Annotated in this window: 14 protein-coding genes; 7 read left to right on the plus strand and 7 right to left on the minus strand. The window is 65.0% G+C overall.

Translation table 11 applies throughout. The annotated features are described in order from the left end of the window. On the minus strand, positions 1-482 hold a 482-nt coding region (locus tag CEX88_RS24070; protein ID WP_099459218.1), incomplete at its 3' end, for an NlpC/P60 family protein. A 253-nt stretch (positions 483-735) separates the two neighbouring features. Then, on the minus strand, positions 736-1,872 hold the full coding sequence (locus CEX88_RS24075) for an alkaline phosphatase family protein (RefSeq protein WP_094295438.1): 1,137 nt from the start codon (positions 1,870-1,872) through the stop codon (positions 736-738). Between the two features lie 2,530 nt (positions 1,873-4,402). Here CEX88_RS24075 and CEX88_RS24080 point away from each other — a divergent pair. The 4 genes from CEX88_RS24080 (at position 4,403) to CEX88_RS24095 (ending at position 16,714) form a co-directional block, all read left to right on the plus strand. Continuing rightward, positions 4,403-14,347 carry a nuclear transport factor 2 family protein gene (locus CEX88_RS24080; protein ID WP_476638878.1) on the plus strand — a complete coding sequence of 3,315 codons (9,945 nt, stop codon included), beginning with the start codon at positions 4,403-4,405 and terminating at the stop codon, positions 14,345-14,347. A gap of 155 nt (positions 14,348-14,502) precedes the next feature. Further along, positions 14,503-15,279: an ArsR/SmtB family transcription factor gene (locus CEX88_RS24085; protein WP_094295439.1), complete on the plus strand. Its 777-nt coding sequence runs from the start codon at positions 14,503-14,505 to the stop codon at positions 15,277-15,279. Further along, a complete protein-coding gene (locus CEX88_RS24090) occupies positions 15,276-16,001 on the plus strand; it encodes a DUF899 family protein (RefSeq protein WP_094295415.1) in 726 nt (241 codons plus the stop codon). Before CEX88_RS24085 ends, CEX88_RS24090 begins: the two co-directional genes overlap by 4 nt. Before the next feature lie 17 nt (positions 16,002-16,018). Further along, positions 16,019-16,714 (plus strand): DUF899 domain-containing protein, encoded by a 696-nt coding sequence (locus tag CEX88_RS24095; RefSeq protein WP_094295416.1) that lies wholly within the window; start codon positions 16,019-16,021, stop codon positions 16,712-16,714. Positions 16,715-16,822: 108 nt separating this feature from the next. On the opposite strand, the gene CEX88_RS24100 is transcribed toward CEX88_RS24095, so the two are convergent. Then, complete coding sequence (locus tag CEX88_RS24100; RefSeq protein ID WP_094295417.1) at positions 16,823-17,482, minus strand: MBL fold metallo-hydrolase; 660 nt, start codon at positions 17,480-17,482, stop codon at positions 16,823-16,825. An 81-nt stretch (positions 17,483-17,563) separates the two neighbouring features. On the opposite strand from CEX88_RS24100, the gene CEX88_RS24105 reads away from it, so the two are divergent. Next, positions 17,564-17,941, plus strand: a complete 378-nt coding sequence (locus CEX88_RS24105; RefSeq protein WP_094295418.1) for a hypothetical protein — start codon at positions 17,564-17,566, stop codon at positions 17,939-17,941. A 1-nt stretch (position 17,942) separates the two neighbouring features. Here the strand turns inward: CEX88_RS24105 and CEX88_RS24110 are convergent, their stop codons facing one another. Genes CEX88_RS24110 through CEX88_RS24125 form a run of 4 tightly spaced genes read right to left on the minus strand, consistent with a single transcriptional unit; the run spans position 17,943 to position 22,169 of the window. Beyond that, the gene (locus CEX88_RS24110; protein WP_238382182.1) at positions 17,943-18,596 is read right to left on the minus strand and encodes an alpha/beta hydrolase; all 654 of its coding nucleotides are present in this window, start codon (positions 18,594-18,596) and stop codon (positions 17,943-17,945) included. A 36-nt stretch (positions 18,597-18,632) separates the two neighbouring features. Next, positions 18,633-19,409, minus strand: coding sequence for a glutamine amidotransferase (locus CEX88_RS24115; RefSeq protein WP_094295419.1), 777 nt, complete (start codon positions 19,407-19,409; stop codon positions 18,633-18,635). Positions 19,410-19,436: 27 nt separating this feature from the next. After that, the gene (gene katG / locus CEX88_RS24120) at positions 19,437-21,680 is read right to left on the minus strand and encodes a catalase/peroxidase HPI (RefSeq protein ID WP_066840489.1); all 2,244 of its coding nucleotides are present in this window, start codon (positions 21,678-21,680) and stop codon (positions 19,437-19,439) included. A 33-nt stretch (positions 21,681-21,713) separates the two neighbouring features. Then, positions 21,714-22,169: a Fur family transcriptional regulator gene (locus CEX88_RS24125; RefSeq protein WP_126315859.1), complete on the minus strand. Its 456-nt coding sequence runs from the start codon at positions 22,167-22,169 to the stop codon at positions 21,714-21,716. A gap of 294 nt (positions 22,170-22,463) precedes the next feature. On the opposite strand from CEX88_RS24125, the gene CEX88_RS24130 reads away from it, so the two are divergent. Together CEX88_RS24130 and CEX88_RS24135 are read left to right on the plus strand one after the other, a co-directional pair. Then, positions 22,464-23,681: an acyltransferase family protein gene (locus tag CEX88_RS24130; RefSeq protein ID WP_064418580.1), complete on the plus strand. Its 1,218-nt coding sequence runs from the start codon at positions 22,464-22,466 to the stop codon at positions 23,679-23,681. 44 nt (positions 23,682-23,725) lie between these two features. Beyond that, a complete protein-coding gene (locus tag CEX88_RS24135; RefSeq protein WP_066840587.1) occupies positions 23,726-24,418 on the plus strand; it encodes an Rv0518 family GDSL lipase in 693 nt (230 codons plus the stop codon). Positions 24,419-24,473 lie beyond the last annotated feature (55 nt).

Consider the following 24,473-nt stretch of genomic DNA (forward strand, 5'->3'; position numbering starts at 1 on the left):
CCCGGCGGCGGAGGCGGCGGCGGGGCGATCGGAGCGCCCGGCGGGGCGCGCGCGTGCCCGGCCATCATGACCACCGGCGCGGGCGGGGCGCCCGGGACCATCGGCTGCTCAGGCGGCACCGGCAGGAACATGTGGTTGGTGAACTGGTCCTGGTAGGCGCCGCCGCCCCCGATCTTCACGCCGCCGCCCTCACCGGACGAGACGGGAGTGCCGTCGGGCAGGGTGGCCGCCGTGTGGCCGCTGTTCCAGCCGACGACCAGCGCGCCCGGCTGGGTGCCGTACTGGAACCCACGCTCGAGCAGCGCGCTTTCGATGTTTCCCGTGTTGAACCGGTCCCCGTACACGGGCCGACCGGTCGCTGCATTCGTCACCCAAGACACCAGGCCCGAGCAGTCCGTACCGGCAGGCGAGTCGCCGCCGGTGACGTACGGCGTGCCGGACACCTGGTTTACAAGCGTCAAAAGCGTGGCAATAGCAAACACGCGGTCGGACGCTACAAGTTTCCGGACAACGCCACCAAATTCTGTGATGGCCTTCACAGCCTGCGGTTTCTATTGCCTACTTCACGAATAGCATTGCAGAGTCACCCTTTTGGCGTCGGCTTAGCAACATCGGATACCACCGGTCGAATTTGGCCGTGCAGCAATCGAATTGCCGCCGCGATATCGCATCACACTGTGAATCACGTTGGACTCCAGTCGATCTGCCGTGCACCGCGAGGGTTGCGACGAGAACTCAGCCGAGCGCCAGCAGCAGCGGAACCGTCTGTTCAGCGAAGGTGAGCGACCCGTGATGCCCGATCAGTGACGATTCCAGCGGCTCGGCGGTGCGCCGCACGATCGCCGCGGTGTCGCGGGCGGCGGCCACGATATCGCCGATGCGGGGCCGGACCTCGTCGCTGACCTGGGGTCCGAACCAGGCGGCCTCGATGGCTTCCTCCTGGGAGAGCACCCACGCGCGCTCACCCAGCACGGTCCGCCAGGCGTCGAGCACATCGCCCTGCGAACCGTCCTCTATATAGACGTGCCGGGCCCGCGCCTCACCGGCGACCGCCTCCACGCCGTCGAGCAGCGCCGGGGTGGCGTCGACGTCGACCGTGCGACCAGGGGAGACCTCGACCATTCCGTGGTCGGCCACCACGGCCAGCAACCCGCCCGGCGGCAACGCTTCGACCACCGATTCGATGAGCGTGTCGATCTGTCGCAGCTGCATGCGCCATTGCGTCGACCCCGGGCCGTACAGGTGGCCCAGCATGTCGAGCTCGGCGTGGTACCCGTAGCAGAATCCGCCGTCGGACAGCGTGGTCTGCACCGCCGCCGCGAGATCGCCGAGTGCATGAACACCCACGTAGCGTCCGCCGCGAAGCACGGCGCGGGTGAGGCCGGAGCCGGTGAACTCGGCCCCGGAGATGACGCTGACGGCGACGCCCACCGAGGTGGCCCGCTCGAAAGTGGTGGGCAGTGGCTGCATCTGTTCAGGGATGACGGTGCCGCGAAGGTCCTGGCCCCAGGGGTGCGGGCGCCATCGCAGGGCGTTGATCACACCGGCATCCGGCACTCGGAAGGAGTAGCCGACGAACCCGTGCTCGCCGGAGCGGCGGCCGGTGCCGACGGCCGCCAGCCCCGCGGCGGTGGTCGACGGGAAGCCGACGGTCACCGTCCTGCCCCGGAGCGACGCCATCGTGGGTGCATCGGCGGCGTACCGGTCGAGAAGTTCGGCGCCCAAACCGTCGATCAGCAGGACACAGGCGCCTCCGAGGTCATCGACGAGCCCGAGGGAGTTCTCGAAACCGCGGGCGCCCATCGCCGACAGGATCGACGGCACCACATCGGCCAGATGGGGCAGGGCGGGATCCGGTGTGGGCAGCTCCACGAGCTGAGCCTGCCACACCCGGGGACCGGGTTTCGTTGCCAGCGCAAAGACCCAGCTCACAGGGTTCTTTACCGGTTCTTGACCGCATGTTGAATCGGCCCTCAGACGATCGCGATGTGATTACGCTCCAAGAGGTGGAACTGGGGGTTCTGGGACCTCTGCAGGTCCGGCAGTACGGGTTGCCGGTCGCCATCCCCGGTGCCAAGCCCCGGGCCATCCTCACCATGCTCGGGCTGCACGGCGGTTCGGTCCTGTCGGGCGACACTCTCGTCGCGCTGCTCTGGGGCGACGAGCCGCCGCGGACAGCCACCAAGGCGTTGCAGACCCACGTCTCGTCGCTGCGTCGCGCCCTGGGGGACGGCTTTGTGTTGACGGAGGGCACCGGCTGGACCCTGAGCACCACCGAAATCGACGCCGTCGGCTACAAGACCGCCGCGAAACTCGGCCGTAAGGCCCTTGCCGCGGGCGACCCGACCCGCGCGGTGAGCCTGTTCGACCAGGCGCTGGCCCTGTGGCGTGGCATTCCTGAACTTCCGGACAGCTCGCGGGGATCGTCGGAGAAGACGCGCTGGCTCGAAGGTCACGCCGCCCTGGTGGAGGACCGGGCCGACGCCCTGCTCGCGACGGGTCGCGCCGCCGAGATCGTAGGGGAACTCGAGTCCGCGATCGCCGAAGCGCCTCTGCGCGAACGTCGTTGGGGTCACCTGATGCTCGCGCTGTACCGGGCGGGACGTCAAGGCGAGGCATTGGGCGCATACAGGCGGGCGCGGTCGCTGTTGGCCGAGGAGCTGGGTGTCGATCCCGGACCGGAGTTGCGGAGGCTGGAGGCGGCGATCGTCGCGCAGGATGCCGCGTTGGAAATGCCTCAGTCGCAGCAGCTTTCGACGGTCACCCGCGCGGTGACGTTCCTGCTGACCGATATCGAGGGATCGACGGCGGCGTGGGAGGCCGATGCCGACGCGATGGGGAGGGCGCTCGCCCGGCACGACGAGATCGTTGAGCAGGTCGTCACGTCGCGCGGCGGTCGGCTCATCAAGACCCGCGGCGAAGGGGATGCGACGTTCTCGGTGTTCGACCGGCCGTCGGCGGCCGCGGCGGCCGCAATCGAACTGCAGGGAGCCATCGGTCACGAGGATTGGCGGCTCGCGCACCCGATGCGGATCCGGGTGGCGCTCCACACCGGAGAAGTGGAGTTTCGCGACGGTGACTACTTCGGCCGGGCAGTCAACCGCGCTGCGCGTCTGCGTTCCCTGGCCACGGGTGGTCAGATCCTGTGTTCCGGCGCGACCGCCGAGCTTGTCATCGACTCGCTTCCGGATGACGTCCTGCTCGCTGACCTGGGCACGCGCCGGTTGCGCAACCTTCCTCGGCCCGAGCATGTCTTCGAACTGCGCATGGAGACCGCGGACGATCCCGCTCCGCCCACAACCGAGGCACCGATGGTGCGGCCTGCGCTGCCCGGCGTCCTCGTCGGCCCGGGACCGTTCGTCGGACGTGGGCATGAACTGGAACGACTGGTGTCGGCATGGCAGTCGACCCTTGCGGCGGGCACCCGGGCGGTGCTGATCGCCGGCGAACCGGGCGTGGGCAAGACGCGGTTGGCCGGAGAATGGTCGCGTCACGCGTACGAGCAGGGCGCCGTCGTCTTGTACGGCCGCTGCGATGAAGACCTCGGCGCGCCGTATCAGCCGTTCGCCGAGGCATTGCGCTCGCTGGTGTCATGCGTCGATTCCAACCGGCTGCGCAGCGTGCGAGGTGTCGAGTCGCTGTTGCCGTTGGTGCCGGGACTGGGCGATGCGCTGCCTGACGTGACCGTGCCGCCGCGTGCCGATCCGGACACAGAGCGCTACGCGATGTTCGACGCGGTGGTCGCTCTCCTGGGCACAGCCTCCGCGACCGCCCCCGTCGTGCTGATCCTCGACGACCTTCACTGGGCGGCCAAACCGACGCTGTTGTTGCTGCGGCACCTGCTGCGTTTCGGGGATGAAGCTCGAGTCCAGATCATCGGCACGTACCGCAGCACCGATCTCGACCGCTCCCATCCGCTGGCCGCGATGCTCGCCGACCTTCACCGCGACGGTACCGCGACTCGGCTGCAGCTCAGTGGCCTCGAAGAAGGCGACGTCACCGCCTATGTCGCCGAAGTCGGTTACCACGACGAAGAACTGGGCCGGGCGCTGGCGACCGTGACAGGTGGCAATCCGTTCTTTCTGATCGAGGCCCTGCGCCACGTGGAGGAAAGCGGGGGCCGTTGGGATCCGAGCACGCTGCCGCAGGGTGTCCGAGAGGCGGTGAGCCGCAGGCTGTCCCGACTCACGGCCGAGACGAATAAGGCGCTGGCGGCGGCCGCGGTCGTGGGGAGCCGGTTCGCGTTGACACTCGTCGAGCAGGTGGTGGGTGAAGACCTTGTGGATGCGTTCGACGAGGCCGCTAAGGCGGGCATCGTCATCGAGGAGCCCGGGGCCGTTACCGGTTCAATCACGCCCTGGTGCGGCAGTCGCTGCTTGCCGAGCTTCCCTCCGTGCGACGCATGCGGTTGCATCAGCGCATCGCGGGGACGCTCGAAGGCGAAGCCGGCGCCGATGACGAGCTGCTGGCCGAGTTGGCCTATCACTACTTCGAATGTGCTTGGGCCGGAAACGCGGTCAAGGCGGTCGAATACTGCCGGCGTGCGGCGGATCAGGCGATGTCGCGGGTGGCTTACGAAGGCGCGGCCGACCTCTATGACCGTGCGCTCCATGCGCTCGAGGAACTGGACGACGAACTACCCGACCGCGACGCGTTGCAAGCCGAGTTGCTGATCGCCCACTGCGAGGCGTTGCTCGCCGCCGGCGATGTGACATCAGCCAAAGATGCGGTAACGCAATTACGCGCGACTGCTGGCGATTCGGGCAGGCTCGGGGCATGGGGGATCTGTTTTGACGGTGAGCTTTCGATGCTCACCGATCCCGAGCGGCTGGACGATATCGAGTCGGCGGTGAACGTGGCCGCCGAACGACTGGCGGCGTTGGACGACGCCGCGGGGGAGGCCAAGGCGCACACCGTCCGCGCCGGATGCCTGGCGCGTCTGGGCCGCATCGGTGACTGCGAAACGGCTTTGGACCAGGCACTGACGGCGGCACGACGGGCCCGTGACCACAGCCGGGTCAACGCAGTACTCGCGGGTGCGCCGCTGGCGGCGCTATGGGGACCCAATCCGGTTCCGCGTGCGGGCGGGCGGTGTCTGGATGTGGTGCGGCTGTTGCGCATCACGACCGGGTCGCCGCTTGTGGAGGCGACGTCGACGCGGTGTCAGGCGGTGCTCGATGCGCTCCGGGGACGCGCGGCCGAGGGGCGTCGCCTGATCGAGTCGGCGAGACGGACGCTGACCGAACTCGGCCTGCGTCACGCGCTTCTGGAGGTGGACCAGTTCGCCGGCATCATCGAGTTGGTGGCCGACGATCCGGCGGCCGCCGAACCCTACTTGCGTCGGGCCTATGAGGGCCTTCGGCGTATGGGTCTGGACACCGACACCGCGGACACCGCGGTGCTGTTGGCGCGCGCATGTCTGGTGTTGGACCGGGATACTGAGGCGGACGAGTTATGCGCCGAGAGTGAGCGTCTCGCTGGTCACGGGTCGAAGGCATCGATCGCGTGGCGGACGGTCAGAGCGCAGTTGCTGGCACGCGCCGGTGCCCACGATCGGGCCAGGCAGATCGCCGAGGAAGCGGTCGGCCTCGCCGGAGCCACCGACGCTCTGGTCGATCACGGTGATGCTTGTCTGGCGCTGGCCACAGTGCTGCGTATCGCCGGAGATACGGCAGGTATGCGAGCCGCGGCAGAACAGGCGGTGACGCTCTACGACCGGAAAGGTGCTGCCGCTCTTGCGGAGAAGGCGCGGAAGCTCCTGAATGCCTCTGCTGCACCTAGGCCCAGCGCGGTCGAGCAACCGGTTGTCGAGTTGTCCAACACGTGCGTCGAGGTGGGGCAGCGCGTGATCGACGCCATTAACCGACAGGCGTGGGAGGAGTTCGAGCGGCTTTTCGCCTCAGAGGACGTCGTCGAGAGTCGACGGAAAATCGTCGGGTTCACCCGGGCCGATCTGCAGCAGGGTAACTGGGCGCACCAGAACAGACACATCTTCGAGGCGAGCGGCGACGTACGGATCACCCAATCGGTCGTCGCCGTGCGAGGTGACCGCTTGGCGCTCTCCCGATTGTTTGTGGGGAGCACCGACTCGAGTCTTGGTGCGCCACAGGACGAATTCCTGCAGATCTACGGCATCGACCACGACGGTCGCGTCTCGCTGCAGGTGTGGTTCGACCCCGAGGACCTTGACGCCGCGCTGGCGGAGTTGAATGACTTGTACGGTCAGCGGGAAAAGTCGCGGCAGCGATCGCCACTGGAGAATACTGCGACGCGGACCATCAGGAAGTCCTGCGAGCTCTTTGCGGGCCATCAATGGGATGAAATCACCAGACTATTTGCCGGGGCCGTCCGGGTCGATGACCGCCGGCGTGGTCTTCACCGAGTCAGCGACGACCGCGCCACAGAGGTTGCAAACCTCCGCGAACTCGCCGCCCTAGGTGTAGCGCAAATCTCGGCGACACCCCTGGCTTTAAGGGGTAATGGACTCGCTCTCAGCCACTTGCTATTTCAAGGACGCGATACGCGGCCGGAGGCCTTTGCTACTGAAGTGTTGGCATTGACGGAAGTCGATGACCCTGGGCTGATCACGGCGATGATCGGTTTCGACCACGACGACTTTGACGCGGCCATCGCGGAGCTTGACGCACGGTACTCGGCTGGCGAGGCGCAGCCGTTCGCGCAGACCTGGTCAGTCGTCACAGAGCTGACCGCCGCATTCAACCTGCATGAGTACGATGCGACGGATTGTCCGAGCATCGACCACCGCCGGGTCATGCGGTATGCGGGCGGGGACCTGACGATGGCCACCCTCACCCAGAGGAACTTCACGCCGGATCTCCGCACTTACATCGAGGTGGTACATCGGCTCAGTGATCGCGGTGTGGTCACCACCAATCGGTCACACGGGATTGCGCCAGGGGGCTTTGAAGCCGAATGGCGGGTCGTCAACATCCTGCTGATTGAGGGCGACGAGCTCAAGCGCTTCGAGGTCTTCGACGAGGCGGACATAGACGCGGCGCTGAAGCGATTCGACCAACTCACTCTCCCCGCAACGCTCTTGGAGAATGCGGCGAGTCGCACGCACGAGCGCATGCAGGAGATTTTCGCGAACCGTGATTGGGATGCAGCGGGCGAGCTGCTGAGCGAGGACGCTTCGGTCGACGATCGCCGCCGAGTGGTGAATACCGACATCCGGCAGGGGCGGGACGCAACCATGGCGAGTATGCGGGCGGGCGCTGAGCTCGGCGCGAGAAGCATCGCCTCGGTTGTGCTCGCCGTTCGTGGTGACCGGCTGGCGCTGCTCCGCACACGGTACGCGGGTAGGGATCCGAAGCCCGAAGCCTTCCATATGGACGACCTCACTCTGGTCGAGATCGACACCGACAATCGACTACGCGCCGGCGTTATCTTCGATCTAGACGACTTCGACGCTGCCATCGCCGAACTCGACGCTCGATACATCGGAGGCGAAGCTGCACCGTATGCGCGCGCATGGTCGGTCATCGCCGGCGCGTACGCATCGGTGAGTCGACGTAAGCGACCCGCAATGACACCGAACGCGGTGAGTGTCGACTGGCGGCGTGGCGCCGCATTTGAAACCGATGGCCTGATGGCGTATATCCGCGGCGGGCGGGAGCTTGAGCTGCATGCAGGCCCGTACGTAGAGACGGTTCATCGACTGAACGACCTCGGAGCTGTCGTCACGTATGCGTCGAAAGCGGGATCTGACGAAGGCTTTGAAGCGGAGTGGCGGGAAGTGACCCTTTCGACCGTCGACGGCGATCTCATCGACCGCTGCGAGCTGTTCGACGAAGCAGACCTCGAGACCGCGCTCGCCCGCTTCGACGAGCTCAGCCGTCAGGCGCACCGGCTCGAGAACGGGGCAACCAGAGTAAGTGACCGCCTGTACGCGTGCTTCGCGGCGCGAGACTGGGCTGCATTGGCTGACCTGGTGATCGACGACTTCGAGGGCTATGACCGACGCCAAGTGGTCAATGTCGACTTGCATGGTCGCGACGCCATGGTCGAAAGTTTCCGATCGGTCACAAATTTCGGCGACCCGGATGCGACAACAGCCGTCCTTGCGACCCGAGGCTCGCGGCTGGCCCTGACGTCTGTCCGGTACGCCGTCAGCGACGGGGCGTCCGATGCCTTCCACGTCGACCTGCTGCAGCTGGTCGAGATCGACGCCGCCGAGCGGATCGCATCGCTCGTCACGTTCGATCTCGACGACACCGAGTGCGCCCTTGAGGAACTTGACACCCGATACATGTCCGGGGAGGCCTCGTCCTACGCACAGACGTGGGCGGTCATCGTCAGGGGTTATGCGGGACTCAATCACAACGAACTCGCGCCGACGACGCCCGACTGGGTGAACGTCGACCACAGACGTTTGGCGCCGGTCACAGCTGGCCGGCTCGGTGCCTACATACGGACATCCCAGGTAGAGACACCTGATATCGACATCCATATCGCGGCGGTGCACAGAATCTCTGAGCTGGGAGCGGTCGTGACTCGAGCGGTGACCGGCACCTCGCGCGAAGGGTTCTATGCGGAGTGGCGGGAGATCGACCTTGTGACGGTGGAGGGCGAGTTAGTCAGTCGCTGCGAGATTTTCGACGAGGCCGATCTCGATGTCGCCCTGGCGGAGTTCGACGAGCTGAATCAGTCGGAACCACGCTTGAATAACGCCGCAAGCCAATCGGCAGAGCGATTCCGAACGTGTTTCGCGAGGCATGACTGGGACGCCGCCCGCGAACTTCTGGCCGCGGACTGCACTTTCGACGACCGCCGTCAGGTTGTCAACGGCTCTTTGTTGCGTGGTCCCGATGATGAGATTGCCAATCTGCGGGTTATGGCGGACCTCGGGGTGGACACGGTGTCTTCTGAAATCCTTGCGATTCGCGGCGAGCGGCTCGCCCTCAGTCGTACCCACTACTTTGGATCTGACGATTTCCGAGCGGACGTCCTCGACATTGTCGAGATTGACGCAGAGGGCCGGCTCGCGGCCTACGTCACGTTCGACGCCGACGGTTTCGACGCCGCGTTCGAGGAATTCGAGACGCGTTACGTCGCAGGCGAAGCCGCGGGTTACGCAGGGACGTGGGCCGTCGTTGCGGGTATCTTCACGAGCCTCGCTCGCCACGAAATCCCGCCGTCGACGGCAGACTGGTCAACCATCGACCACCGTCGGGGGACACCGCTTGCCAACAGTGACCTTCGGGAAGTGACCGCTGCCCTCTGGGACCTCACGCCAGATCTTCACAATTACATCGAGGAAGTGCACCGGCTCGGCGACAAGGGAGCGCTCGTCACGCAGGTCTCCCGCGGAACGACGGCTGAGGGGTTTCCAGCCGAATGGCGGATGCTCAACTTGATCACGGTCGACGGCCCACTGGTCAGCGGCTGCGAACTCTTCGACGAAGATGACCTCGACGCCGCACTCGCGCGATTCGAGGAACTCAGTCAGCCGGTGCGGCGACTAGAGAACGCCGCGAGCCGCGAATACAAACTTTTCAATGCTCACTACACGTCTGGTAACTGGGATGGTCTGGCTCAGACGATGGCCGACGACTTCTACGCAGACGACCGTCGGCGCGTTGTAGGCGCTGGAGGCCAACAAGGGCGAGATGCGGCGATCGCCCATGCGCGCGTGACCGGCGAGCTTGGCGTCAACAACTGGACATCGGCAATCGTCGCGGTCCGAGGGGAGCGACTCGCGCTGCTGCGTTCCCGTTTCTGGGGCCGCGACGAGCGTCCGGGTGCTTTCGACACTGAAGTGCTCCACCTGATCGAAATTAACGCGGAGCTTCGTCTGACCAGATTCATCGCGCTCGACGTCGACGACATCGACAGCGCCTTCGCCGAACTCGAAGCTCGGTATCTCGCGGGCGAAGCTTCCGCTCACGCACACACGTGGTCGGTCATCGCCGGCGCCTACGCCGCGGTGCTTCGCCATGAACTGCCGCCGACGACGCCGGATTGGGTCAACGTAGACCACCGGCGAGTGACGTCGTTCGCGCCAAATGAGTTGGAGCCATTCCTGAAGACCGCCTGGGATGTTCTCAATCCAGACATCAGGATTCACGTCGAGACTGTGCGCCGCCTGACGGATACGGGAGCAGTTGTCACTCGCGTCATTCACGGGACGTCTCGTGAGGGATTCAGCGCCGAGTGGCGTGAGATCGGGCTCTCGACTATCGAGGGCGATCGGATCAACCGGTCAGAACTGTTCGACGAAGCCGATCTCGACGCCGCGCTTGCTCGCTTCGACGAGCTCAGCACCCGCGGACCGAACATAGAGAACAACGCCGGCCGGGTGGATGCGCGCTTCTGGGAACGCTTCGCCACCCGTGACTGGGATGCGATTTCTGCGGTTATATCCGACGACATATGCATAGACGACCGCCGCCGTGTGGTGAACGCGGGCGTACAGCGCGGGCGAGACGCACACATTGCGGATCTTCGAGCCATCGCCGAAGCAGGGGCGGCGAATACGCGTTCGACGGTCATCGCGACCCGCGGAGAACGGCTCGCACTCACCCGCGTCCGTTCGTCCATGCGCGGACTTGAACCGGAGGAGTCGAGTGCTGAGGTCTTGAGCCTCCTCGAGGTCGACGCCGACAACCGTATTGTGGCTCGGGTTGGGTTCGATGTCGACGACATCGACGCCGCCTTCGCCGAACTCGACACCCGCTTCCTCGCGGGCGAAGCGGCCCGGTATGCCGAGGTGTGGTCGGGCATCGCGGAGGCCTACACCATGTTCAACAGGCACGAAGTCCCGCGCGTATCGAACTGGGAGACGGTCGACCACCGGGTGCGCGAAACCTTCGCCGCGGAAGACCTCGCCGCGTATATCCGTTCCGGGTGGGACGTCACACCAGACAACAAGATGTATATCGAGTGCGTCCATCGGTTGAACGATCGCGGTGCCGTCCTCACACACACGGCGTTTGGCCGGTGGCCGGAAGGCTTTTATGCCGAATGGCGGATGATCGCCCTGCTGACGATTGGCGACACCGTCACGAATCGCTGCGACCTATTCGAAGAGGCCGACTTGGACATTGCCATTGCCAAGTTCGACGAGCTGGGCGCGCTTCCGCGCCGGCCGGAGAACGCAGCCACTCGTGCGTTGGCACGCGCGTGGGCGTGCTTCGACTCGCGGGACTGGGAAGCGATGCAACAGGTTTTGACCGAGGACTTCACCTCGTACGATCACCGCCAGGTCGTCAACGCCGGCGTGCGGCGCGGTCGCGCGATCCATATCGAAAACATGCAGTCCGTTGCCGAGGTTGGCTTCAAGAACATCGGGTCAGCCGTCATCGCGACTCGCGGGGAGCGCCTCGCGTTGTGTCGCAGTCGTTTCGCGGCACGCGGAGTACCGCGTGATGAGATCGCCGCAGAAGCTCTCCTGATCGTCGAAACAGACGCCGCCAACCGGCTGGTGTCGAACACGGTGTTCGACAACGAGGACATCGCCGTCGCTTTTGCAGACCTCGACGCCAGGTACACCGCAGGGGAGGCGGCCGCTCACTTACGTACGTGGTCGGTTGTGACACAGGCTTATACCGCGCTCAATCGGCATGAGAATTTTGAAAGGGATTGGATCTTCTCCGACCACCGGCGAGGTACACCATTCGCATCCGACGTCTCCGTCGCCTCAAGGCATGCCGCCGTATGGGACGTGATGCCCGACCGGAGTGCTCACATCGAAGTTGTGCATCGCCTAGGCGACGCGGCAGTGCTCCTCACAGCTGTCACCCGCGGTACGTCGCCGGAGGGTTTCGATGTCGAGTGGCGATTCATTAAACTTCTCACGGTCACAGGAGGCTCAATCGACCGGTGCGAGCTGTTCGACGAGGCGGACCTTGATGCCGCAATAGCCAGGTTGAATGAGCTCACTCGGCCAGCGCCGCGGCTCGATAACGCCGCAGTCCGGGTGCGAGCATATGGCGCCGATGCTTACAACCGCCGAGATGCGAAAGCCTTGCTCGCGCGCGCCATGGGTCACTATGAGGACCACCGCAAAGGGTTGCGTGATGAGGGAGCGATGGACAGGAAGTTTGCGGATGCGCTTCTGTCGGAAACACCGACGAGCTGGCAACTGGAAGTTGAGCCTGTCGCTCTAAGGGGCGATCGACTCGCGCTGACTCGAGAAACGTTCCGCGACAGCGCCGATGCGTCGGGACCCGTCACGGTCGAACTGATGGTGCTGACCGACGTCGCTGAGGACGAAGTAGATCTGCAGACAATATTCTTCGATACCGAGGATGTAGACGCCGCCTTTGTGGAGCTGGAGCGTCTTTATGTCGCAGGCGAAGCAGCTGCGCACGCGCATACGTGGTCGGTGATCACGCAGGCCTATGCCGCCTTCAACCGCCGCGAGATTCCTGCGACTACACCCGCGTGGGCTGATCACCGGCTAATCGCCACGATCGAGGCAGATGACCTCATCGCAAACCTCCGTGCCGCGTGGGACATCGTGCCAGATGTCACTGTGCACATCGCAATGGTGCATCGGCTGAACGAACGTGGAGCGGTCGTCGAGCAGGTCGTGAAGGGAAGCTCAAAAGAAGGATTCCCCGCTGAATATCGCGAACTCGCCGTTGTGACGGTCGACGGAGACCGGACCGACCGCTTCGAGATGTTCGACGAGGAGGACCTCGACGCCGCCCTAACGCGATTCAATGAACTCAACCAGGCGCCGCTTCGGACCGAAAACGCTGCGACGTGGATGTGGCGGCGTCTCGCTACTGCCTTCAATCACCACGATGTTGACGAATTCCTTGCCCTCACTTCGGCAGACGGCCGAATCGACGACCGCCGAAGAGGATTGCAAGCTCTGCACGGTTCCTCGGACCGCAGGAAGGCTGCACAAGCGCTGTTTGAGACGCCCCTGACCTGGCGGATGGACATAGAACATGTCGCGACCAGAGGAACGCGACTCTCGCTGGCCCGTCTGATTTACCGTGACACCGCCGATGACAACAGACCAATCACCGTCGAACTTCTAGCAGTGGTCGAGATCAACGACGACGGCTTGATGGACGACTTCGTTAACTTCGACAGCGATGACCTCGACGCCGCCTTCGCCGAACTCGAGGCCCGATACCTCGCAGGTGAGGCCGCGCCGTACTGCCGTACATGGTCAACGGTCGCTGACGGATACGCCGCGTTCAACCGGCGAGAGCTATTCAATACCACCCCGGACTGGGTGAACATCGACCACCGGCGTGGCGGCACCTCGTTCGCACCGGGTGAACAGATCCCGTTGGTTAGTGCCACGTGGGACGTCGTTCCGAAGATCCGCGCCTACGCCGAAGTCGTCCATCGGCTGGACACCCTTGGAGCGGTCGTTACCCAGGTGGTGAAGGCCACGTCTCAAGAGGGATTCGACGGTGAATGGCGAGAACTCACGTTGCTTACGGTCGACGGTGATGCACTCAGCCGCTGCGAAGTGTTCGACGAGGCCGACCTGGACGCGGCACTCGCGCGGTTCGATGACCTCTGTCGACCCGCGCATCAGCTCGTAAACGCCGCAACGCTCACGCGGGCTCAGTTGATCCATGCTTTCGACCACCGCGACCTCGATGACTTCCGCGTACTTATCACCCAGGATGGACGCTACGACGACCGACGGAAAGGATTGCGCAGCCAGGGTTTGCTCATACAGGAATTCGTGCCCAGCATGATCTCGGAAGCGCCCGCAAGTTGGCAGTGGACTGACGAACCGGTCGCCATCCGGGGACACCGTTTAGTGCTGTGCCGTGACCGGTTCCGCAACACCGACGCGCCCGGTCAGCCCATCACAGTCGAAGATTTGTCGATCACGGAAGTCACGGAAGACGGATTGGTCTGTCACTCCGTGATTTTCGACAGCGACGATCTCGACGCCGCGATGAGAGAGCTGAACGCTCGCTGGATCGCGTCGGGCGAGGTCGAGCATCCGGAGGTGATCGAGGCGGCGCGCCGTGTTACCGAGACAACGAACCGCCATGACTGGGAGGCGCTTCTTAGGCTCGGCGCCGGTGCCGTATATGCGAACCACCGGCAGTTGTCGAGTCCAGACATTCAAACGGTCACCGACCACATGTCATCCATCCAGGCGATGGCCTCGCTGGTGCCAGACCTATGGATCGAACATTCGCAAGTTTTCACCTATTCGCCGGAGGGGCTTGTGAGCGAGGTCGTTGTGAAGGGGACATCGACCAACGGTTTCGCGATTGAGTTACCCGTGGTGATGCTCACCCTCTTCGACGGCGATCACCTCTCCCGTTTGGAGGTGTTCGACTCCGACCAGCGCAGCTCGGCATTGGCGCGCTTCGAGGAGCTCAGCGCAACCGCTTGACAGCACCGAACGTGCGACCATCGCGAGTCCCCGCGCCGCATCACGTGCTGAGCGCGCGCTCGGCGGAGGGGGACCAACTGACCATTGACACGCAGCCAGTAGGCTGCCTATCGTCGAACGTGCAGCCAACCGGCTGCATGAACCAGGTGGCAGGGATGGACGACGTTTTCAAGGCGCTGGCCGACCCGAATCGGCGCTTGCTTCTCGACAGCCTCAACGACCGCAACGGCCAGACGCTGCGCGATCTGTGCTCGGGTTTGTCGATGGCTCGCCAGTCCGTGAGCAAGCACCTCGCCGTGCTGGAATCCGCCAACCTCATCACCACCGTGTGGCGGGGGCGCGAGAAGTTGCACTACCTCAACGCGGAACCGATCAACGCGATAGCCGACCGCTGGATCCATCAGTACGACCGCGCGCGGGTGCAGACGCTCGCGGACCTCAAGACAGCATTGGAGACCCACCCTATGAGCAGCAGCGAATTCGTCTACATCACCTATATCCGCACCACACCCGAACGCCTGTGGCAGGCCATCACAGACCCGGCCTTCTCCAACCGCTACATGGGTCACGCCTTGGTGTCGGACTTCAAGAAGGGCTCCTCCTATGTATGGTCCGACTGCACCGGGCTGGAGATCACGGATCCGGAGCAGGTGATTCTCGAGTCGGAGCCGTATCGGCGGCTCGCGTTCACCTTTCACACCTTCGTGCCCGAACTGGTGACGCTGGGCCTCGACCAGGACGTCGTGAAAAAGGCGGCGGCCGAGAGGCGGTCGAAGGTCACCTTCGAGATCGAACCCGTCGAGGACGGCCAGGTGAAGCTGACTGTCGTGCACGACGAGTTTCCGCCGGAAAGCACTGTGCGTGGCCTGATCTCCGGCGGATGGCCATGGAAGCTCGCCAACCTCAAGAGTGAACTGGAAGCAGCGTCATGACCTCGATCCCTGCGGTCGCGGACCGCGAGACGTGGCAGGCCGCGATCGACGCCTTACGGGTCCGGGAAAAGGCCCATACCCGCGAAGGCGACGCGATCGCCGCGGCCCGCCGGCGTCTGCCGATGGTCGAAATCGACTCCACCACAATGCTCGTCGGCCCGGGAGGGCCGGTCACCTTGCTCGATGCCTTCGAGGGGCGCCCGCAACTGATCGCGTACTACTTCATGTGGCATGCCGGCCACCCGGCACCCGCGCAGTGTGAAGGCTGTACATGGTGCGCCAGCCAGGTCACCGAGCTGTCGTACCTTCACTCTCGGGGCATCACCTACGCAGTGTTCTGCCAGGGCCCCTACGACGAAAGCCGCCGCTACCGCGATTTCATGGGATGGGAGATGCCGTGGTACTCGGCGCAGGACTCTCTCGAGACCCTGCTCGTCGGACGCCAGAAGAATCTCATGCACCTGGTTTGCTATCTGCGCGACGGCGACCGTGTCTTCGAGACCTACTGGACGACCCGCCGCGGCGTCGAAGCCATGGATTTCAGCCTGGCGCTGATGGACCTCACTGCGTACGGACGCCAGGAAGAGTGGGAGGACTCACCACCGGGCTGGCCGATATACCCGCTCGCGGCGGATCGCCAACCTATGCGCAGCAACGGACGACCGATCGCCCACTGGCCGCGACTCGCCGCCGGGCGTTCCGACGACTTAACCGCGAGATGACAAGGGAGTGAGAAGAAGTGAAGACACGACCGATAGTTCCCCCAGCAGAATGGGACAGCGCCTGGCAGGAGATGCTCGTCAAAGAGAAGGAACTCATGCGAGCCCGCGACGCCCTGGCCGCCCAGCGCCGACGGATGCCGTGGATGGCCGTCGACAAGAACTACACCTTCGAGGGGCCCGAGGGCAGGGTGAACTTGCTCGATCTGTTCGACGGCCGACGCCAGCTGATCGTCTACCGGGCGTTCATCGAGCCCGGCACCTCCAACGGTGACTGGCCCGAACACGGCTGCGTCGGTTGCTCTTTGATGGCCGACCACGTTCCGCACCTCGCCCACCTGAACGCCCGCGACACCACGTTCGTCTATGCGTCGCGCGCTTCGCAGCCCGACCTGGAGGCCATGAAGAACAAGATGGGTTGGCGACACCCGTGGTACACGATCCTCCCCACCAAGGACGCAGTCTTCGACGTCGACTTCGGCGTCCACGACTGGCACGGCACCAACGTTTTCATCCGCGACGACGAGAACCGTATCTACCGCACGTATTTCATCAACGAGCGCGGGGACGAGGTGTTCGTCAACACGTGGAACCTGCTCGACGTGACGCCGCTCGGCCGGCAGGAGGATTGGGAAGACTCACCCGAGGGCTGTCCGCAGGACCCGCCCTACGAGTGGTGGCGTTGGCACGACACCTACGACCAGCGCACGCCCTAGCGCGACTCCGTTTGTGAAACCACCGACGGAAATCCCGCAAAAACTGCCGCTAGTTTCACAAACGAGATCCGCGAGCGCCAAGAACGGCTACAACCCAAGAGGAACCGGCTACGACGGCACGGTCGCCAGCGCTTGCGCCACGCATTCGGCCCACTGTTGCGAGTCGACGGTCATCCACGCCGTCTCGCCACCGAATGCGCTCGAGATCACCAGGTCCGGGGCAACAGTGCCCAAGAACTTCACACTTTCGCGCAGCTGGCCGGCATCGCCGCGGCCCGGAACCAGGAACGTCGCCCACGTTTCCGAAGCGGTCGGAAACATGGTGTCGCCGGTGAACAGATAGCGCTCACCGGTCACACCGGTGACGAGATAGCTCGTGCTGCCAGCGGAGTGGCCCGGCGTGGGAAGCACCTCGACACCGTTGACGTCTACGTGCCGCACAGAAGCGACGGCCACGTCGACGCGCGCATGCTCGGCGATGGTGTCGATCTCTGCCTCCGGCGCGTGCAGCCGTCGACCGAACCGCTTCTCGATTCGTTTCAGGTTCGGTCCGGCCTCGTCGAGATGCGACAGATACTGCGCGCTGACGCCGCCGAGCGCGTCGATCGCGTCGAAATCGGCCTCCGTGGCGGGGCTGTAGAACAGTACGTTGCCATGCGGACCTCGCCACAGATACGCGTGCGTGGTGAGGCCAGGAAACGGCGAGTCCATCCGGGTCTGCCAGAGATCGTCCCGGATCCGGGTCAACTGCGTTGTGGAAGTAGTCATGTATTGACTCTGCGACCTGAACCATTGTTGAGGTCAAGCGATTTCTCACCGAACTTCACCTCCGAGTGACACCATCGAGAGATGGCGCGCTCACACATCGCCGCGCTGACGGCGGCCCTGGCAACCACTGCCGCCTCGATCGCTCTCGCTCCCAGCGCCTCTGCGGTGTGCTACTCCGCCGACTGCGTTCCCAACGTCGCGCGCAATGTCGTCGAGGGGACGCCCTGCAAGCCCGGCAAGTATTTCAATTACGGGCTCGGCCCCACCGGTGCAACGTTCGTCTGCAACAGGGTGGGCGTCTGGACACCGGCCGGGCCGCTCGTCGGCATCCACAACGTCGCGATGGACTGCCCCGAACAGAACGTGTCGGCTCAGGGCTCCGACGGCGTCGCGTTCGTCTGTACCGACATGGGCGGCGGGCACCTGCGGTGGGCCCACCGTATCGACACCGCGGAGTGAATCAGAACACCGCAGCAATCCGCGCCGCCACGTCCGTCGCCACCGATAGCGATGCCGGATCGGTAGCCGGTGAGTAGCGGTCGGCGGCAGGGTCGTATGTCGCGCCGGCGATCGACCCGTGGTCGGCCTCCAGCACGACGCACGAGACGGGCCAGCCGTTGCGCTCGAGTGTCGAGGCGAACTCCCGGCTGGCCGAGGACGGTATCACGTCGTCGCGCGCACCGTGCAACAGCGTGAACGACGCAGGAACACCGTTCAACTCAGCCGGCAGCGGTGAGCCGCTGACCGGATCGGGGACCATGAATGCCCCCGCGAGGCAGACGGTGTGGGCCACACCGAACTCTGGGGCGTGAACCGCCAGACCGGCCGCCGCCAGGCCACCCATCGACCAGCCGACGACTACCAGCGGCCCGTCGCCGGCATGCTTGCGCGCAAATTCGGCCGACGCCAACAAGTCGCTACGCCCACGGTCGTCGGCGTGCGAATTCCAGTCGGCCAGCACAACCGACAGTCGGTGCTCGTGCACCCGTTCTGCCAGGGGCCGCATCGCGGCGCGCGAATCGGTCTGCGCTCCGTGCCACATCAGGACGGTGCGTTGCGCCGGGTCGCCGTAGACGTCTGCGGACCGGCTGGGGGAGTACTCGACGGAGTGCACCACCCTGGAGTGCCCCGACGAACGCCGAACCAATCGTCAGCGCGAATAGCGCTCCACGAACCGGCGCAGGATGGTCTGCGGATAACGGACATCCCATTGGCGGACAGCAGATTTCAAGACTTCGGCGGATTCCGGCGGGAAGTACCCGTAATCCTTGTAGACGTCGATCCGGGTGATCAGACCGTCGAGGTCCAGTTCGGGGTGGAACTGCGTGGCGTACACGTGACGCCCCACCCGGAACGCTTGGACCGGGCAATCCGGTGACGATGCGAGGCGTTCGACGCCGGGCGGTAGCGAGGTCGCGCCTTCCCGATGGCCGCCGTAGGCGTCGAAGACGTCGGGCACCTCGGCGAACAGTTGGTCGTCGCGGCCCGCCGAGGTGACGCTGACGGTGAGCCCGCCGACCGGTTCGGGATGTGTGCGGTCCACCGTGGCCCCGATGACGGTCCCGAGCGTGCCGACGCCGTAACAGCATCCGAGAAACGGGAAGTCCCGGTCGACGATGCGCCCGATGAGGTCCAGTAACTCCGACTCGACCCGCCGCTGCGTCGCCGACTTCGCATCGGCGGGATCGCTGACGTTATAGGGCCCGCCGCCGAGGATGATTCCGGACCAGTCGTCGAGGTCGATGTGCCCGAGCGCTTCGTGCGTCAACCGGATGCGCCGCATGCCGGTGGTATCGAGACCGGCGAACCGCATCATCGCCCGGTATTCGTCCTCGGCGGCTTCGTCCTCACCGCGGATGGAGAGCAACAGGAAGGGCGCCGGATGCGCGACACCCCGCGAGCCCGATGAGCCCGCGGGGCGCCGCATTTCGTTATCGACGATCAGACTCGGGTGTTAATCCAAGTCGAAGCGATCGTTGTTCATGACCTTCACCCAGGCAGCGACGAAGTCCTCGACGAACTTGTCCTTGCTGTCTTCCTGGGCGTAGACCTCGGCGATGCCGCGCAGCACCGAGTTCGAGCCGAACACCAGGTCGTTGACGGTGGCCGTCCATTTGAGCTGTCCCGTCGCGCGGTCCACACCCTCGTAGACGTTCTCCGCCGCACCCGACTTCCACTCGGTGCTCATGTCGAGCAGGTTCGTGAAGAAGTCGTTGCTCAGCACACCCGGCTTGTCGGTGAACACGCCGTGCTTGCTGCCGCCGTGGTTGACGTTCAGCACCCGCAGACCACCGATCAGCACCGCGAACTCTGGAGCGGTCAGGTCGAGCATGTAGGCCCGCTCGACCAGCAGCTGCTCCAGCGGAGCCTTCTCACCCGCCCGCGCGAAGTTACGGAAGCCGTCCGCCCGCGGTTCGAGCACCGCGAAGGACTCCACGTCGGTGTCCTCCTGCGTGGCGTCGGTGCGCCCCGGCGCGAAGTGCACGTTGATCTCGAAACCGCCGTCACGCGCAGCCTTCTCGACCGCAGCCGAGCCGCCCAGCACGATGATGTCGGCCAGCGAGATCTTTTTGCCGCCGGTCGCCGAGCTGTTGAACTCCTGCTGGATGCGCTCGAGCACCGGAAGCACCTGCGCCAACTCGGCGGGCTCGTTCGCCTCCCAGTCCTTCTGCGGCTCAAGGCGAATCCGCGCGCCGTTCGCGCCGCCGCGCTTGTCCGTGCCACGGAAGCTCGACGCCGACGACCATGCGGTCTTGATCAGCTGTTGCACGGTCAGGCCCGAGTCGAGCAGCTTGCTCTTGAGCTGGGCGATGTCCTGTTCGTCGACCAGCTCGTGGTCCACCGCGGGCACCGGGTCCTGCCAGATCTCCTGCTCGGGAATCCAGGGCCCGAGGTAGCGGCTCACGGGACCCATGTCGCGGTGCATCAGCTTGAACCACGCCTTGGCGAAGGCCTCGTCCATCTCCTCGGGATGTTCCAGCCAACGGCGGGTGATCGCGCCGTAGATCGGATCTTCCCGCATCGAGATGTCGGTGACGAGCATCGTCGGCTTACGCGGCGGGCCCCCGAACGGATCGGGAATGATCGCCTCAGCGTCCTTGGCCTCGAATTGCCAAGCGCCGCCGGGACTCTTGGTCAACTCGTACTCGTAGCCGTACAGGGTCTGCAGGTAGCCGTTGCCCCACTCCGTGGGGGTCGGCGTCCACACGACCTCGAGGCCGCTGGTGATGGTGTCACTGCCCTTACCGGAGGCGAACGCACATTTCCAACCCAGCCCCTGCTGCTCGATGGGGGCGCCCTCCGGCTCGGGTCCGACCAGGTCGCCGTCGCCGGCGCCGTGCGTCTTACCCAGAGTGTGGCCACCGACGATCAGCGCCGCGGTCTCCTCGTCGTTCATCGCCATCCGGCCGAACGTCTCGCGGATGTCGTGCGCAGCCGCCAGCGGATCCGGCTTGCCCTCAGGGCCTTCCGGGTTGACGTAGATCAGGCCCATGGTGGTCGCACCGAATGGCTCAGCCAGCTTGCGATCGCTGTCGTTGGTGCCGCCGTAGCGCTCGTCGGTGCCCAGCCAGGTGTCCTCCTGGCCCCACAGCATCTCCTCGGGCTCCCAGATGTCCTCGCGACCGAACGCGAAGCCCTTGGTCTTGAAGCCCGACACTTCGAGTGCGGCGTTTCCGGCGTACGCGATGAGGTCGGCCCAGGAGATCTTGTTGCCGTACTTCTGCTTGATCGGCCACAGCAGACGGCGCGCCTTGTCCAGATTCGCGTTGTCCGGCCAGCTGTTGAGCGGGGCGAAACGCTGGGCACCCTGGCCCGCGCCGCCGCGGCCGTCGAAGATGCGGTAGGTGCCTGCGGCGTGCCAGCTCATGCGGATGAACAAGCCCGCGTAGCTGCCGTAGTCGGCGGGCCACCAGTCCTGCGAGGTGGTGATCAGCTTGTGGACGTCGGCCTTGAACGCCTCGAGGTCGAGCTTTTTGAATTCCTCGGCGTAGTTGAAGTCCTGGCCGAGCGGGTTGCCCTTCTCGTTCTGCTTGTGCAGCACCGACACGTCGACCTGGTTGGGCCACCAGTCCCGGTTCGTCAGAGGAGCGTGCGACTTCGGCTTCGGCGAATCGATAGCCGGGTTCTCGCTCTCGCTGTGGCTGGCTGTCTTGGAATCATCATGAGGCGGGCGAGCGTCGGACGTATCAGATGACACAGCGTTCCTTCCGGTGGGTTATTTGGGCTGTGATCACGGTTGTGATCGGGAAACCTGCGATACCAAGCACTCTGGGCACAAGCCCCAGTAGATGACCTCGGCCTCGTCGAGCACGAAGCCGTCCAACGCGCCCTTCGGGTCAAACGGCGTCAGACAGGGCGCTTCGCCGACGGCGCAGTCGATGTCGGCGATGACGCCACACGACCGGCATACGACGTGATGGTGGTTGTCGCCGACACGCGACTCGTAGCGGGCGACTGACCCGGAGGGCTGGATCTTGCGCACCAGCCCCGCGGTGGTGAGCGCGGCGAGCACGTCGTAGACGGCCTGCCGGGAGACGTCGGGGAGGGCGCGACGCACTGCGCCGAAGATCGACTCCGTATCGGCGTGGGGGTTGCCGTAGACCGCCTCCAGCACCGCAAGCCGCGGGCGGGTCACGCGAAGATCGGCGGCGCGTAGCCGATCCGCGTAGTCAGGCGTGGGGGACACGCTGCCAATATGCTCTGTTTTCTGGAATCAGTCAAGAGTGTGTTCAGAGTCGGTTCATCGGCGTGTCGGACAACTTTTCACCGATGTTGCTGTCGTCGCCGAAGTGCCTTGTTACCAACGGTTTCGAACGTCGCACGCCGCCTGCGCGCACTTTTCGGGCCTGAACCGCGGCGAGCCCCGCTGCTACCCTTCGGTGGCTGCCGGGGTCTGTGGTCAGGGGAGCGGACCAACCCGGTGTGGTTATCAGGCAGGACCCCGAACGAAAACGCTACGGACTTCCGCGAAGAGAGTGTTGTGCGCACCGGAGAAATCAAGGCCCTTTCCGGCCTGCGCATCGTCGCCGCCGTATGGGTGGTGCTCTTTCACTTCCGACCCCTGCTAGAGCAGTCCGTGCCGGGGTTCCGATCGGCGTTCGCGCCGCTGCTCAACTGCGGTGCCCAAGGTGTCGACCTGTTCTTCATGCTCAGTGGGTTCGTGCTGGCATGGAACTATCTCGACCGCATGGGACCGTCGTTCGAGTGGCGAGCCACGCTGCGCTTCCTGTGGCTTCGGCTGGCCCGCGTGTGGCCGGTCTACCTGGTGACGATGCATCTGGCGGCCCTGTGGATCATCTTCACCCTGCAGGTCGGCCGGGTGCCGTCACCGGCAGCCGAGACATTGACGGCGACGAACTATCTGCGCCAGGCGCTGATGGTCCAACTGTGGTTCGTGCCCTACTTCGACGGCTCCAGTTGGGACGGGCCGGCGTGGTCGATCAGCGCGGAGTGGCTGGCCTATCTGCTGTTCGGCGGTCTGATCCTGGTGATCTTCCGCATCGCTCGGTCGACAAGGGCGAGGGGCCTGATCGCGCTGGCCTTCGTTGCCGTGATGCCGCCGATCCTGCTTCTGCTGGCGTCGGGGCAGTTCTATACCCCGTGGAGTTGGCTGCCGCGGATCGTCATGCAGTTCACCGCCGGCGCCCTGATCGCAGCGGCGGTGCGCAAGCTCGACCCAAGCGATCAGGCTCGGCGCGCCGCCGGGTACGCCGCACTTCTGCTCGGCGCCGCGATCGTCGCGATCCTCTACCGACTCGATGCACACCCACTGCCCAAGATCGTCGACGGTGCCGGCCTGGTCGACGTGCTGTTCGTGCCGCTGCTGTTCACCCTGGCCATCGGCGCCGGATCGCTGCCCTGGCTTCTTTCGCTGGGGCCGGTCGTGTACCTCGGGCATGTGTCGTTCTGCCTCTACATGGTTCACGAGTTGGTGCACACCACCTGGGATTGGATGGTGCAGCAATTCGGGCTGACGCTGTCATCGGACTTCACGGGCAAGCTCATAATGGTTGCCTTGCTTGGCACCGCGCTGATCGGCGCGGTCATGCTGTACCACTTTGTCGAGGAGCCCGCCCGGAAATGGATGCGCAGCATGCTGAACGGCCCCACCGCGTCGATCCCGGATGCGACAGGCAGGTTGCACACCGTGTCGCGCCCGCGCGAAAGGTCCGAGGTGATGACGGCCCGCGCCGGGTGACGACGCTTCTCGCGCCCGTGTTCTCACGGTCGTACGCCGGCGCGGTGAGGAGCGCACTGACCGTCGCGGTGGCGATCGCCATTCTCGTGGTCACCGGTTATCAGCATCCGAAGCCGATGGAGCACAAGGAAATCGACGTGCTCAGCTTCGCGCTCAACCGCATCGCGGTGATCGGCGACTCGTACACGACCGGAGGCCCGGAAGGCGGGCTCGGCGAGAAATCCTGGACCACCCAGGCCTGGCAGATCCTGGCCGAGCAGGGATTGTCGACCACAGCGGTCGTCGGCGCCGAGGGTGGAGCCGGCTACGGCACCCGTGGCAACCGGGGCAGCCTCTTCGAGGATCTGACCGCCGCGACGGTCAAGCCCGACGACACGCTGGTGGTGTTCTTCGGTTCGCGCAACGATCAGAACGTCGACCCGACACAGTTGTCGGTGCTGGTCTACGGCACGTTCCTGTTGGCCCGGCGGATCGCGCCGTCCGCGCTCTTCCTCGTGATCGGGCCGCCGTGGCCGACGGCCGACGTTCCCGCCGCCGTCATGCGCATCCGTGACACCCTCAAATATCAGGCCGAACTGGCGGGCGCGACGTTCGTCGACCCGATCGCCGCCCGGTGGTTCGTGGACCGGCCCGAGCTCATCGGCCCCGACGGCGTGCACCCCACCGACGCCGGTCATACCTACATGGCGGAAAAGATTGCGCCATTGATCGGCGCGCAACTGCCGCGACGGGTCTGATCCGTCCTATCGTTGCTGATCGTGCGACTCGGTGGACGCCTGTACCAGCTGCTGA

Origin of the sequence: Mycobacterium neumannii (assembly GCF_002245615.1) — a bacterium.
GTDB lineage: Bacteria > Actinomycetota > Actinomycetes > Mycobacteriales > Mycobacteriaceae > Mycobacterium > Mycobacterium neumannii_A.

What these genes read in the sequence shown, in the direction of transcription:
- CEX88_RS24080 (WP_476638878.1), top strand. Translation starts at nt 4,403, where the DNA reads ATGCGGTTGCATCAGCGCATCGCGGGGACGCTCGAAGGCGAAGCCGGC.
- CEX88_RS24085 (WP_094295439.1), top strand. Translation starts at nt 14,503, where the DNA reads ATGGACGACGTTTTCAAGGCGCTGGCCGACCCGAATCGGCGCTTGCTT.
- CEX88_RS24090 (WP_094295415.1), top strand. Translation starts at nt 15,276, where the DNA reads ATGACCTCGATCCCTGCGGTCGCGGACCGCGAGACGTGGCAGGCCGCG.
- CEX88_RS24100 (WP_094295417.1), bottom strand. Translation starts at nt 17,482, where the DNA reads ATGACTACTTCCACAACGCAGTTGACCCGGATCCGGGACGATCTCTGG.
- CEX88_RS24105 (WP_094295418.1), top strand. Translation starts at nt 17,564, where the DNA reads ATGGCGCGCTCACACATCGCCGCGCTGACGGCGGCCCTGGCAACCACT.
- CEX88_RS24115 (WP_094295419.1), bottom strand. Translation starts at nt 19,409, where the DNA reads ATGCGGCGCCCCGCGGGCTCATCGGGCTCGCGGGGTGTCGCGCATCCG.